The 11,897-nt window shown below is 72.5% G+C and carries 12 protein-coding genes, 2 tRNA genes and 1 other RNA gene; 4 read left to right on the forward strand and 11 right to left on the reverse strand.

Translation table 11 applies throughout. From position 1 onward, the window contains the following. Positions 1-102 precede the first annotated feature (102 nt). The 5 genes from recR to HNR25_RS12000 form a co-directional block, all read right to left on the reverse strand. The gene (gene recR / locus HNR25_RS11980; protein WP_184635069.1) at positions 103-702 is read right to left on the reverse strand and encodes a recombination mediator RecR; all 600 of its coding nucleotides are present in this window, start codon (positions 700-702) and stop codon (positions 103-105) included. A gap of 234 nt (positions 703-936) precedes the next feature. After that, a complete protein-coding gene (locus HNR25_RS11985) occupies positions 937-1,299 on the reverse strand; it encodes a YbaB/EbfC family nucleoid-associated protein (RefSeq protein WP_184639216.1) in 363 nt (120 codons plus the stop codon). Positions 1,300-1,538: 239 nt separating this feature from the next. Further along, positions 1,539-3,782 (reverse strand): DNA polymerase III subunit gamma and tau, encoded by a 2,244-nt coding sequence (locus HNR25_RS11990; RefSeq protein WP_184635071.1) that lies wholly within the window; start codon positions 3,780-3,782, stop codon positions 1,539-1,541. Positions 3,783-3,940: 158 nt separating this feature from the next. After that, positions 3,941-4,036, reverse strand: an RNA gene (gene ffs, locus HNR25_RS11995) — signal recognition particle sRNA small type. Positions 4,037-4,100: 64 nt separating this feature from the next. Beyond that, a complete protein-coding gene (locus HNR25_RS12000; RefSeq protein ID WP_184635073.1) occupies positions 4,101-4,877 on the reverse strand; it encodes a DUF2306 domain-containing protein in 777 nt (258 codons plus the stop codon). Between the two features lie 210 nt (positions 4,878-5,087). Between HNR25_RS12000 and HNR25_RS12005 the strand changes: the two genes are divergently transcribed. The 3 genes from HNR25_RS12005 to HNR25_RS12015 all read left to right on the forward strand — a co-directional run bounded on the left by HNR25_RS12005 (position 5,088) and on the right by HNR25_RS12015 (position 7,619). Continuing rightward, positions 5,088-5,172: transfer RNA gene (locus HNR25_RS12005), tRNA-Ser, on the forward strand. Between the two features lie 216 nt (positions 5,173-5,388). After that, positions 5,389-6,351, forward strand: a complete 963-nt coding sequence (locus tag HNR25_RS12010) for an ABC transporter ATP-binding protein (protein WP_184635076.1) — start codon at positions 5,389-5,391, stop codon at positions 6,349-6,351. Beyond that, the gene (locus HNR25_RS12015; RefSeq protein ID WP_184635078.1) at positions 6,348-7,619 is read left to right on the forward strand and encodes an ABC transporter permease; all 1,272 of its coding nucleotides are present in this window, start codon (positions 6,348-6,350) and stop codon (positions 7,617-7,619) included. Before HNR25_RS12010 ends, HNR25_RS12015 begins: the two co-directional genes overlap by 4 nt. A gap of 123 nt (positions 7,620-7,742) precedes the next feature. On the opposite strand, the gene HNR25_RS12020 is transcribed toward HNR25_RS12015, so the two are convergent. Further along, the gene (locus HNR25_RS12020) at positions 7,743-8,180 is read right to left on the reverse strand and encodes an STAS domain-containing protein (protein ID WP_184635080.1); all 438 of its coding nucleotides are present in this window, start codon (positions 8,178-8,180) and stop codon (positions 7,743-7,745) included. Between the two features lie 334 nt (positions 8,181-8,514). On the opposite strand from HNR25_RS12020, the gene HNR25_RS12025 reads away from it, so the two are divergent. Further along, complete coding sequence (locus tag HNR25_RS12025; protein WP_184635082.1) at positions 8,515-8,874, forward strand: STAS domain-containing protein; 360 nt, start codon at positions 8,515-8,517, stop codon at positions 8,872-8,874. A 303-nt stretch (positions 8,875-9,177) separates the two neighbouring features. Here the strand turns inward: HNR25_RS12025 and HNR25_RS12030 are convergent, their stop codons facing one another. The 5 genes from HNR25_RS12030 to HNR25_RS12050 form a co-directional block, all read right to left on the reverse strand. Further along, on the reverse strand, positions 9,178-10,200 hold the full coding sequence (locus HNR25_RS12030) for an NsdA family TPR-like regulatory protein (RefSeq protein ID WP_184635083.1): 1,023 nt from the start codon (positions 10,198-10,200) through the stop codon (positions 9,178-9,180). Then, positions 10,176-10,260: transfer RNA gene (locus tag HNR25_RS12035), tRNA-Ser, on the reverse strand. The genes HNR25_RS12030 and HNR25_RS12035 overlap by 25 nt, the downstream gene beginning before the upstream one ends. A 10-nt stretch (positions 10,261-10,270) precedes the next feature. Then, complete coding sequence (locus HNR25_RS12040) at positions 10,271-10,750, reverse strand: nucleoside deaminase (protein ID WP_184639218.1); 480 nt, start codon at positions 10,748-10,750, stop codon at positions 10,271-10,273. Between the two features lie 26 nt (positions 10,751-10,776). Next, complete coding sequence (locus tag HNR25_RS12045; RefSeq protein ID WP_184635085.1) at positions 10,777-11,262, reverse strand: tRNA adenosine deaminase-associated protein; 486 nt, start codon at positions 11,260-11,262, stop codon at positions 10,777-10,779. Positions 11,263-11,337: 75 nt separating this feature from the next. After that, positions 11,338-11,832, reverse strand: a complete 495-nt coding sequence (locus HNR25_RS12050; protein WP_184635087.1) for a tRNA adenosine deaminase-associated protein — start codon at positions 11,830-11,832, stop codon at positions 11,338-11,340. Between the last annotated feature and the right edge of the window lie 65 nt (positions 11,833-11,897).

Genomic DNA, 11,897 nt, shown 5'->3' on the forward strand with positions numbered 1-11,897 from the left:
GGTCGGATACTCGCGTTCTCCGCGAAGTCGTGCCGCCACCTCGGAAAACGCCGGGCACCGTGCGGAACCTTCCCGCCGAGCGCCCGGCCGCGGACGTGTGAGCTAAAACTCCAAGCTCCGCCGGCCTTCGAAGGCCCGGCCGAGGGTCACCTCGTCGGCGTATTCGAGGTCGCCGCCGACGGGCAGCCCGCTGGCCAGCCGGGTGACTTTCAGCCCCATGGGTTTGACCATCCGCGCCAGGTAGGTCGCGGTGGCCTCCCCTTCCAGATTGGGATCGGTGGCCAGGATGAGCTCGGTGATCTGGCCGTCGGAGAGCCGGGACATGAGCTCCTTGATGCGCAGGTCGTCCGGGCCGACGCCCTCGATCGGGCTGATGGCGCCGCCGAGGACGTGGTAGCGGCCGCGGAACTCGCGGGTGCGCTCGATGGCCACGACGTCCTTGGACTCCTCGACGACGCAGACGACGGCGGAGTCGCGCCGGGCGTCGCGGCAGATGCCGCATTCGGTCTCCTCGGAGACGTTGCCGCATACATCGCAGAACCGCACCCGGTCCTTGACCTCGATCAGCGCGTCGGCGAGGCGCCGGACGTCGGCGGTCTCCGACGCCAGCAGGTGGAAGGCGATACGCTGCGCGCTCTTGGGACCGACGCCCGGTAGCCGCCCGAGCTCGTCGATCAGATTCTGAACCGCGCCTTCGTACATAGCCCATCCACGTGTGTGATCGCTGCGCTTACCACGGTAGCCCAGTCGGCGGCGGCCTGCCGCCACTGGCGGGCGCCCCGGGCGGCCGCCGGTGGCGGCCCCGGGGGTCGCGGCCAGGACCGGAATCCCGCGGGCGCGCACGCGTTCACGCCCGCCGCTGCGCGCAGCGGGAAGTACCGCGCCGCCGGCGGGAGCCGCGCCGCCGGCGGGAGCCGCGCGGGCGGCGGCCGGACCCTAGAAGCCCGGAAGCCCCGGCATGCCGCCGCCGCCCGGCATTCCGCCGGGCATGCCGCCGCCCAGGCCTTCGGCGAGCGGGCCCATCTTCTCCTGCTGCAGCTCCTCCACCGAGGACTCGGCGTCGCGGATGGCGGCCAGCACCATGTCCGCGACGGTCTGCGCGGTCTCGCCGGCGTCTTCGGCGTCGATGGTCTGGGGATCGATCGTGATGTCCTCCACCGAGCCGCGGCCGTTGACCGTGACCTTGACCAGACCGCCGCCCGAGGTGCCCTCGACCTTGGCTTCGTCGAGCTGCTGCTGGGCCTCCATAAGCTGCTGCTGCATCTGCTGAGCCTGCTGCAGGAGGGCCTGCATGTCCATTCCGCTTTCGCCGCCAGCGTTCACTGCATCTCTCCTTGCCTGCGCTGTCCGTGCTTGCGAGCGTATCCGCTATAGGCACCGCGGTCCGCGTGTGCGCCCGGCGGTGCCGGTGGTGCCTGAGGCGCACCCGGCCGCGGCGGCGGTAGGAGCGGCGGCCCCTGGCCTGCCCCGGCCGCGGGGACGGTATGCGGGTGTGCCGCCGGTTCGGGCCGACGCGCCGACGCGGGGCGGCCCCGCGCTCACTCGGCGGTGTGGTCGATCTCGTTGATGATCTTGCCGCCGAGTTCGGACTCGATCAGCGCGAATCCGGAAGACCCGGATCGCGGGGCGGTGCCGCCGTCCGCCGGACCGGGCGGCGACGGCGCCGGTGCGGACTCGGGAACCGGCGCGGGTTCCGAGGCCGGCGCGGAGCCGTCGCCGCCCCCCGGCCCGGGCCCGTGATCGGGCTGCGGAGCCGGGACGGGACTCTCAAAAGGGTCGGGCGGCGGGGCCTGTGCATCCTCGAACGGGTCGGGCGGCGGTTCCTGCTGGTGCGGCATGGCGGGCGGCCCCGGCGCGGCGGACGCCCGCGGACCGGCACCGCCGCCGTGCGTGTCGGGTTCGTCGGCAGCGAGGGCCGCCGACGGCGAGGGCCCCGGCCCGTGATCGGGCCGCGCAGCCGCGGACGTGTCCCAGTCGGCGGGCTCGGGGGCCGCCGCCGGCGGGGACGGCTGCGGGGGCGCCGAGCGCTGCGGCGCCTGGTTGGCCGCGATCCCGCTGACGCGCGCGTCGACGCCCAGGACCTGGCGGACCGCCTGGACGACCACCTGGTCGTTGCCGCTGCTGGCCAACGCCTTGGCGTCGTTGGCGCGGGAGAACCCGAGTTGGATGGTGCCGTTCTCGGCCGCGACCGGTTTCACGTCCATGCCGCTGAGCCATATCCAGACGGACTTCTTGACTCCGTAGACCGCCTGCATGATCCGGCCCCAGGCTTCCTGGACCGTCGCGAGGTCGAGGGCACCGCCCTGCTGCGCCGGCGCGTCGGCCGATCCCGCGGGCGCGGCGGGCGCCGGGTCCGGCTGCGGAGCGGGTGGCGCCGCCTGGCCGGAACGGCCGGCTGCGGGGCCGGGGCCCGGGTCGTCGGGCACGCCCCAGTCCGCATCGGCGGCGGGGGCCGGCCGGGGTTCCTCGTCCGCCCCGCCCGCCGCGGCGGGCGGGGCGGACGGCTGCCGCTGCGCGGGACCGGGCTCACGGCTCGGGGCGGGCGAGGGGTCCGGCGCGGAAGGCGCCGCGGGCTGCGCGGGCGCCGGCGACGGCACGGCCGCCTGCCCGGAGGACATCCGCCGCTCCAGCTGCTCCAACCGGGCCACCAGCGCACCCGAGTCGTCCCCGCCCCCGCCGGCGGCACCCGGCAGCAGGATCCGCGCGCACGTCAGCTCCAGCAGCAGGCGCGGCGAGGTGGCGCCGCGCATGTCGGTCAGGCCGTCGTTGAGGATGTCGGCGGCCCGGGTGAGCCGCGCCGCTCCGACGCTTCGGGCCTGCTCGCCCATGCGCTCCACAGCGTCGGGCGCGACGTTGATCAGGCCTTTGTCCAACGCGTCGGGCACCGCGGCCAGCACCACAAGATCGCGGACCCGCTCCAGCAGGTCCGCGGTGAACCGGCGGGGGTCGTGGCCGCCTTCCATCACACGGTCGATCAGCCCGAACACCGCGGCGCCGTCGGCCCCGCCGAGCGCGTCGACCATGTCGCCGAGCAGACCGGAATCGGTGAAGCCCAGCAGCCCCACCGCGCCGTCGCGGGTGACGCCGTTCTCGTCGGAGCCCGCCAGCAGCTGGTCCATGATGGACAGCGAGTCGCGCGCCGAACCGGCGCCGGCGCGCACCACCAGCGGCAAAGCTGCGGGATCGAAAGCGACGCCCTCGTCGGTGAGGATCTCCTCGATGAGCTCGCGCAGCGTACTCGGCGGGATCAGCCGGAACGGGTAGTGGTGGGTGCGCGAGCGGATGGTGCCGATGACCTTGTCCGGCTCGGTGGTGGCGAAGACGAATTTCAGGTGGGGCGGGGGCTCTTCGACGAGCTTGAGCAGCGCGTTGAAACCCTCGCGGGTCACCATGTGCGCCTCGTCGATGATGTAGACCTTGAAGCGCGAGTTCACCGGCGCGAAGAACGCGCGCTCGCGCAGGTCGCGAGCGTCGTCGACACCGCCGTGGGACGCGGCGTCGATCTCGATGACGTCGATGCTGCCGGGGCCGTCGGGCGCCAGCGCGACGCAGGCCTCGCATTCGCCGCAGGGATCGGGCGTGGGGCCCTGGTCGCAGTTGAGCGACCGGGCCAGGATCCGCGCGCTGGACGTCTTGCCGCAGCCCCGGGGGCCGCTGAACAGGTAGGCGTGGTTGACGCGGCCGTTGCGCAGCGCCTGGCGCAGCGGTTCGGTGACGTGCTCCTGCCCGCGGACCTCGCCGAATGTCGCAGGCCGGTACTTGCGATACAGCGCGATGCTCACGGCGCGCTCACTGCTCCCTCCGCGGACCGGCACGGTGCGGTAGTCCGGGGCGACCGATCGCCCCCGGCCGTGTCCGCGAGTCCATTCAACCCTGTACCTGCGACAGTTCGCACGGAGCGGCGCCGAAGAGGCGGGGGCGAAAAAGGCCTCCCGAGAAAGAGAAGGACCCCCCGCGCACCCGCCAGAGCTTACTTATCCTTGCTGCCTTCCGGCCCTGGGGAGGTTCATAAGGTGACGCCGCACGAGGGGTCTGCCCCCTACTGTATCGGACGTGCGCGCCTTGGCGAACCCGTTCGGGCCGTCGCCCGGTGACGGTGCTCACGCATGCGAAGAGCGCCCCTCCCCGGCCGGCGCGGACACCGCGCCGGCCCGTTCCCGCCGCGGCGCGGCGGCGGCCGCGCCGGCGCGGGCCTGCCGGTCCCGAATCCGGCCCAGCCAGAGCTCGGCGACGATCAGGTTGACCACCCAGCTCATCCAGGCCGACACCCCGACCGCCTGCCTGAGTGCCTCCAGGTCGGGTCGGCCGCCCGTGAGGACCTCGGGCGCGAAGACCGCCATGGACAGCATCAGCCAGATCCGGTTGGCGACGATGGAGAACGCCAGCGCGAAGCTGCGCACCATCCACTCCCGATGCCGGGTGAAATCGCGCCGGCGGGCGGCGCGGTAGCCGAACACGGTCGAGGCGATCCACAACGCGGCCGCCACGGCATTGCCGACCTGCTGGTTGGGGCCCATCTGCACGTAGGGGGTGATGGCCAGGACCGCGATCCCCGTCGGCAGGGCCGCGAGCACGTAGATCCGTCCGCTCCACCGGTGCACGGCGGGCAGGCGGACCCGCAGCCGGGGCCAGACCTGCAGGCACGCGGTGACCAGCGCGACCGCGCCGAGGAAGATGTGGGCGACCAGCACGGGGTAGTAGTACGGCGGCGCCGACTCCGGGACCGCGTTGCGTGCCTCGCCGGGATCGAGGCCGACGTAGGGCGGCAGCGCATGCAGCAGGAAGACGGCGGTGACCAGCGCCAGCGGGCCGATCCACGGACGGGCGGGCAGGGGGCGGACGCGGGACGGTGCGGTCGGCGGCGGATCAGGGCTCATGGCGGTCCTCTTCTGCCGGTTCTTCGGGCTGGGACGTTCATCGTCGCCGCGCGCCGCCTGCGCGTCTGGAGTGCTGAGTCGAAGCCCGGGGTGGTGCCGCCCCCACGGCGCCCGTAGCAGCGCTCCCCCGGTGCGGACGGCGGAGTCCACCACGCACCGGACCGCCGCCGATGGTCACAGCACTGGACCGCGTCCTGTAGAGTCGTCGGTGGAGGATTCGCCTAGCGGCCTAGGGCGCGCGCCTGGAAAGTGCGTTGGGGGCAACCCCTCACGAGTTCGAATCTCGTATCCTCCGCCGCCTCTACGAAGGCAGTACGAAGGCCCCGACCGGGTGCGCGGTCGGGGCCTTCGTCGTTTCCGGCCCCGCGCCCGGAGGTGCGGGGCGCCGGATCGGCCGGAACCGGTCGGACGGTTTCGTTCCGCGCCCGTTCCGGGGAACAGTGGGGGTGCCGCGGGCGCGTCTTCGGTCCCTGCGTCCGCCTGTCCCCCACCGCTGCGAGGAGAATCCCGGATGCACGACGACGGCAGTCTCGTGCTCGACCGCTTGACGCGCTACTACAAGCGGGTACGCGCACTGGACCGACTGTCGATGTCGGTCGGTCCCGGCGAACTGTTCGGGTTCGTCGGCGGCAACGGCGCGGGAAAGACCACCGCCATGCGCATCGTGCTGGGCGTCCTCGCAGCCGACAGCGGAACGGTGTCCTGGCAGGGGCGCCCGCTGGATCTGCCGACACGCCGGCGGATCGGCTACATGCCCGAAGAGCGCGGCCTCTACCCGAAAATGGGCGTCCGCGAGCAATTGGAGCACCTCGCGCGGCTGCACGGTATCGACCCCCCCGGCGCCCGGCGCCGTGCCGACCACTGGGTCGAGCGGTTCGGCCTCACCGGACGCGCCAGAGACGAGGTGAACAACCTCAGCCTGGGCAACCAGCAGCGCGTCCAGCTCGCCGCGGCTCTGGTACACGATCCCGTGCTGCTGGTGCTGGACGAGCCCTTCTCCGGGCTGGATCCCGAAGCGGTCGACATGATGAGCGGGGTACTGCGGGAACGCGCCGCCGAAGGTGTGCCGGTCCTGTTCTCCAGCCACCAGCTGGAGCTGGTCGAGCAGCTGTGCGACCGCGTCGGAATCATCAAAGAGGGCGCCCTGATCGACGAAGGCGACGTGGACGGACTGCGCGACCGCGGCCCCCGGCGCTACGCCGTGCGCGTCGACGCCGAGGGCGCCGACGAAGGCGCCTGGCTGTCCGGCGTCGCGGGCGCACGCGCGGCCGGCACCGCGGACGGCGCCCTCCTGGTCGAGCTGCCCGACGGCGCCGACGACCAGGACCTGCTGCGCGCCGCGCTGAGCGCCGGGCCGGTGCGCTCGTTCGCGCCGCACCGGCCGCGGCTGGCCGAGCTCTACCGCGAAGCCGTCGAGCCGTCCCGCGACGCCGCCGAAACCGAAGGTCCCGCCCCGGAGAGGAACGCGGCATGAACCCCGAGGACACCAGCGGCCCCGCAGCCGGGTCCGCTCCGGGCGGTGCCGGTGCCGAGCTCGGTTCCGGCCGGGCCGTGTGGCTGGTCGCCCGCCGGGAGATCCTGGCCCGCGTGCGCAACAAGGCGTTCATCCTCGGCACGCTGGGGCTGGTCGCCGCGATCGGGTTCGTGGGCGCGATCCCCGCGGTGATGAACCTGCTGTTCGACGACGACGCTGCGGCGCGGGTGGCGGCCGCGCCGCAGGCCCGGGAGATCGTGGACCGGGCCGGATCCGACGCCGGCGGCTCCCCCGGAGCGAGCATCGAGACCGTCCGGTGGCCGGGGCGCGATCAGGCCGAACAAGCCGTGTCCGACGGCGACCTGGACGCGGCGCTGGTGGCCGGGGACGGCGAGACCGTCCTGCTGCTGGTCGCCGACACCCCCGAGACCGGCCTGACCGGCCTACTGAACACCGCCTATGCCGAACACAGGACGATGGAGGCGCTGGAGGGCTCCGGAGCCGACACCCGGGCGGTCGACGCGGCCATGGACGCGTCGCTGACGGTGCAGCGGGTCGGGGGCGGCGACGGGGGCGAGGCCGCGTTCTTCACCCGCATGATGATCGGCTTCGGCGCGACCTTCCTGCTCTACATGTCCATCCTGGTCTTCGGCGTCTACGTGGCCCAGGGCGTGGTCGAGGAGAAGGCGAGCCGCGTCGTGGAACTGCTGCTGGCCACCGTGCGGCCCTGGCAGCTGCTCTTCGGCAAGATCGTGGGGATCGGGGCGCTGGGACTGCTCCAGGTCGGCCTGGTCCTGGTGGCGGCGGCGGGTGTCGGCGTGGCGACGGACTACTTCGCCGAGATTCCGGTCTCCCTGCCCGTCCTCACGGTCAGCCTCGTGGCCTGGTTCGTCGTGGGTTACCTGTTCTTCGCCTCCCTGCTGGCCGGGTCGGCGTCGCTGGTCTCCCGCCAAGAGGACGTGCAGTCGGCGATCCAGCCGGTCATCGTCCTGATCGCGGTTCCGCTCGCCGTGACGTTCATGACGTTCAGCGTGAACAACGCGGTCCTGGACGTCCTGGCGATCCTGCCGCCCTTCTCGCCGTTCATGATGCCGATGCGGCTGGCGATGGGCGAAGCGGCACTCTGGGAGAACCTCCTCGCCCTGGCGCTTCTCACCGCCGCGCTGATCGGAGCGGTGTGGCTGGCGGCCCGCGTCTACACCGGCGCCGTGCTCGGCACGGGGGCCAAGCTCAAGGCGACGGAGGCGTTCCGCGCCGGCTCCCGTTGAGCGGTATCGGCACGTCGGTCCGGCTACCGGGCCCGGCGGCCGGGTCCAGGTGTCGGCACGGCGCCGAAGCGACGTATCGACACGCCGCGCCGGGGTGCGGCGGCCGCCTGACCGGGGTGTTCACTAAGTGCAGGAGGTCCGGCCGTCCCCGCGCTGCGAGGGGACCGCACCCGATGCGGAGCCCCGCTTGCGTTCCGCGAAGCGCTCCAGCAGGCCCCGTTCCGCTTCGGTGCGGTCGCTGTGGGTGTACAGCAACCGGGTGAGTCCGGAGCCGTTCAGGATCCGCGCGGCCGGCGATCCGGCGCCCAGCACGAGTGAGAGTTCGATGCCGCGCGCTTCGGCGCGGGTGTGGACGCGTTCCATCGCCTCACGCATCCCGGCCGCACACGAGACCGTAAACGTGAAGTCGATCACGATCTCGCTGATGCGCTGGTCGAGCAACCACAGCAGTTGCTCGCGCAAACAGCGGGTGTGCCAAGGCTCGATGCTCTGCGGCACGGTGACGACGGCGCCGCGCCCGACGTAGTCGACCTTGGCGACGATCTGTGTGGGTTGCTTCATAGTCGTCCGACCGGAAGCCCGGCCCCTCCTAACGGGACCCCGTGTGCACGAATGCCCCCGCACTCAAGTGATCGGTGTTCGGGGGCGCTCTCGCTCCGCGCCTCCCGACCCACCCTGTCGCTTCCCCTCTGCACCGATACGCAAACCTGGAAATCGATCGACGCGTTACGGCACCAGAATGTGACGCTATGCCTGATGTGCGCAGAATGGCGGATACATAACTTCGATTTGCTCGGCGTTGACAGGGCGGTTGGTAGACATGATGCAGACCGCCGAGGACTCCCGGTCCGGCCAAGGGCCGCCTCACCGCCTTGGGTCCGAAGGACGAAGTCTTATGCGTACAGCCGCCTCATCGCCGGCCCGCTCCGCCGGCCGGCCCACCGTCGCCGCGATGCCCGCCGAGATCGACATCCACAATCGCGACGCCCTGGTACAGCGCATGTGCGGACTGCTCGACGCGGCATCCGATGTCCTCGTCGTGGACATGACCGATACGACCTTCTGCGACTCCTCCGGCGTGCACGCACTGCTCAGCGTCCGCCGCCGCGCTCTGGAACACGGCAAGCGGATCCGCGTCGCCGCACCCGGCCACAACGTGCGGCGGGTGCTGGAGATCTGCGGAATCGCCAAACTGATGCCGGTGCACGCGAGCATGGCGGACGCCCTTTCGGACCGCCCTTCTACGGGGGTATGAGAGCCGGCGCCTGAAGGGCCGTTCCCGTCGGCGCCGCCGTTCCGTCGGAATCCGGCGGTGCGTTCGGGTATCCGGTCCCGGGAACGAACGACGATCCGTTTGCGGCCCAGATCCGAAACGGATTTCGTCGCGTTGGGACGAAACGGCAGGTGGAGCACAACGGCCGCGCCGACCGCCCCGACTCCCCCGGCGACGGGGATCGTCCACCCGCGCCCCGGGGTCGCGGCCGATGCGACGAAACCCGGGCGCTACCCCGGCGGGGAGGCTGCCGCCGAGCGCACGCGGGGTACCCGAGCGGGGCGGTCACCCCGGAGTCCCCCCGGCACCGGATACGCCTGCCGCGCCGGATACGTCATGGAGGGCGTGCCGGAGCCACCGCGGACTCCGCGGATCCCGCAGGACGCTGCGCATCGCCGTGCGCAGCCGGCGCCGGTTGCGTCCGGAGGCCACCTCCTCCAGCATCGCGAGCACGCCTGTCAGCGCCTCCTCGCACGCGCGCCATGCACGCGCCCGGGCGTAGCACTCGACGAGCGACACCTGGAAGTACAGGCCGCCGCGCGCATCGGCGCGCGAGGCCGCCAGGTGCGCGGCGTGTTCCACGCGGTCCGCCGCTTCGGCGGCGTCGCCCTGCGCGAGGAGGACCGCGCCCTCGTGCGCGCCCAGCTCGCACTCGTCGACCCACCAGGTCCACGCCGGGTCGCGGGGCGAAAGCGAGTCCGCCACCGCCGCCCGGGCGGCACGCAGATCGCCCGCGGCGGGCGTCCCGGCGCCCAGGTCCGCGAGCGCGCGTGCCCGCCGGATGCGCGCCAGCGCCGCCACGCGCGGCGGGATCCGCGGCCGGGCGAGGATCCCGTCGGAGATGCGCAGTGCCTCCCCGGACCGCCCGACCTCCACATCCTGCATCGCGAGATTGGTCAGCGCGAAGCGCTCCGTCGACCGGTCGCCGGCACGGCGCGCCAGCCTGTAGGCGTGCAGCGTGGCGGTGCGGGACCCCGGCTGGTCGTCAGCGTCGAAGAGCAGCCATCCGGCGAGTTCGGCGGCCTCGGCTACAGCGGCGCGGAGGTCGTTGCGGCGCGCGCCGGGCACCCGGCCGCTGCCCAGGCGCCGCTGCGCCCCCCACCAGAGCCCGACCGCGGCAGCGGAGATCGCATCGGCTCCGTAGCGGCCGTCGTGGGCGACGAGCGAGCCGATCGCGGCGCCGATCCGCTCGATCTCGGCGTCGACGTCGGGATCGCCGCCGCCGTCGTCCGCGCATGCGAAGGGCCGACCCCCGGATCCCCGGAGACCGGCCCTCGCGACCGCGGTGGAGGTGGGATTCGAACCCACGGAAGGTTTCCCTTCACTCGCTTTCGAGGCGAGCGCCCTCGGCCACTAGGCGACTCCACCGCTGAGTACTCTACCGGATACGGCGGAGTGAGAAGAACTCGGAGAGGATCGATCCGCACCGAGCGGCCAGATCCGGGGAGACGAGGTCGGGCGGGACCACCTCGGGGCGGTGGTTGAGCCGGGGGTCGCGGACCACGTCCCACAGGGATCCGACCGCTCCCGCCTTGGGATCCCGGGCGCCGTAGACCAGCCGGTCGACACGGGCCTGCACGAGGGCTCCGGCGCACATCGTGCACGGTTCCAGGGTGACCGCCAGGGTGCAGCCGCTCAAGCGCCACTCGCCGCGGTGGCGGGCCGCGGCGCGCACGGCGAGGATTTCGGCATGGGCGGTGGGGTCGCCGACGGCTTCGCGCTCGTTGCGGCCGGTCCCGATCACCTCGTCCGCGGCGTCCACGACGACGGCCCCCACGGGAACGTCGCCGCTTCCGGCGGTGCTCCGGCTCTCCTCCAGGGCCCGGCGCAGCGCCGCGTCGATCCGGGCACGGCCCATGGGAGCCGGGTCGTTCCCGGTCACCGTCACAGCCGCAGCGCTTCCAGCGGCTCGCCGAATCCGGCGCGTTCGGCGACGTCGGTGAGGACGTCGCCCGGCAGGAGCCCTTCGCTGGTGGTCAGCGCCTCCAGATCGCTCGCCGGTGTGCCGAGGTCGTCGAGCAGGCGGGAGTCGCCGCCGGGCTGGGGATAGGGTTTCTGACCGGTGCCCTCCGCCTGCTCCGGCGCCTCGATTTCGCCGCTGTCCAGCAGCAGCGCCGCGACCTGGCTCTCATGCACGACGCGGACGTCGGAGAGGAAGACCCGGGGGTCGGCGTGGTCCTCGACGCGGACGACGGCGAACCATTCGTCGTCGGCCTCCATCACCAGAACCATCGTGCCCTCGGCCGCACCGCCGCAGGCGTCGCGCATGGCGTCGGCGACATCGTCGATGGTCGCCGCGTCGTCGAGCTCCGTCTCCGTACCCGTCCACTCGTCGGCGACGCGGCAGAAGACCGCTGAGAAGATCGACACCGAACGCTCTCCCGTCCTCTCTCGCGGGCGACGGGCCGGCCGTCGGCCTGCCTCGAATGATCGAACCGGGGATCCTTACCCCATCGAGTCCACGGCACGCTGGAACGCCTGATGGAATCCGACACGCTCGGCGATGCTGGCCAGGACCTCGTCGGGGTAGAGGTCGAGGTCGCCGGCGAGGGCGCCCAGTTCCATCTCGTCCAACCCCAAGTCCGCCAGCACCGACATGTCGCCGGCGGGCAGAACCTGGTCCAGGTCCTCGTCATCGGGCACGGAGATGTCGAGGTACACCAGCACGTCGCGTGCGACCTGCCAGTCCACAGAGGCCGTGACGTCGGAGAGGAACGCGCTCACATCGTCGCCGTAGACCCGCACGATGACGAAGAAGTCGTCGCCGATCGCCAGCATGCCGATGGACCCGCTGATGCTGGGTTGCTGCCGCAACGCGTGCAGCAAGCCCTTGAAGTCCCGAGTGAGGGCTACCGGAAGCAGGTAGAGGTCCCAGAAGTCCTCCTCGCGGTAGGCCACGGCGGCGAAGTCGCCGCCGTCGTCCTCGTCGAGTTCCGTCATCGTCACCCCACCAGCCCGGCTGTGATCGGGCCAGGATCGCAGATCGTCCGGTGCGGCGTCATCGT

The sequence above is a fragment of the Streptomonospora salina genome (assembly GCF_014204715.1).
Classification (GTDB): Bacteria; Actinomycetota; Actinomycetes; order Streptosporangiales; family Streptosporangiaceae; genus Streptomonospora; species Streptomonospora salina.

Excerpts from the sequence above, each read along its gene's own strand:
- HNR25_RS12010 (WP_184635076.1), top strand. The coding sequence starts at position 5,389 with ATGCACGACGACGGCAGTCTCGTGCTCGACCGCTTGACGCGCTACTAC.
- HNR25_RS12020 (WP_184635080.1), bottom strand. The coding sequence starts at position 8,180 with ATGAAGCAACCCACACAGATCGTCGCCAAGGTCGACTACGTCGGGCGC.
- HNR25_RS12000 (WP_184635073.1), bottom strand. The coding sequence starts at position 4,877 with ATGAGCCCTGATCCGCCGCCGACCGCACCGTCCCGCGTCCGCCCCCTG.
- HNR25_RS12025 (WP_184635082.1), top strand. The coding sequence starts at position 8,515 with ATGCGTACAGCCGCCTCATCGCCGGCCCGCTCCGCCGGCCGGCCCACC.
- HNR25_RS12015 (WP_184635078.1), top strand. The coding sequence starts at position 6,348 with ATGAACCCCGAGGACACCAGCGGCCCCGCAGCCGGGTCCGCTCCGGGC.
- HNR25_RS12040 (WP_184639218.1), bottom strand. The coding sequence starts at position 10,750 with ATGGGCCGTGCCCGGATCGACGCGGCGCTGCGCCGGGCCCTGGAGGAG.
- HNR25_RS12050 (WP_184635087.1), bottom strand. The coding sequence starts at position 11,832 with ATGACGGAACTCGACGAGGACGACGGCGGCGACTTCGCCGCCGTGGCC.
- recR (WP_184635069.1), bottom strand. The coding sequence starts at position 702 with ATGTACGAAGGCGCGGTTCAGAATCTGATCGACGAGCTCGGGCGGCTA.
- HNR25_RS11985 (WP_184639216.1), bottom strand. The coding sequence starts at position 1,299 with ATGGACATGCAGGCCCTCCTGCAGCAGGCTCAGCAGATGCAGCAGCAG.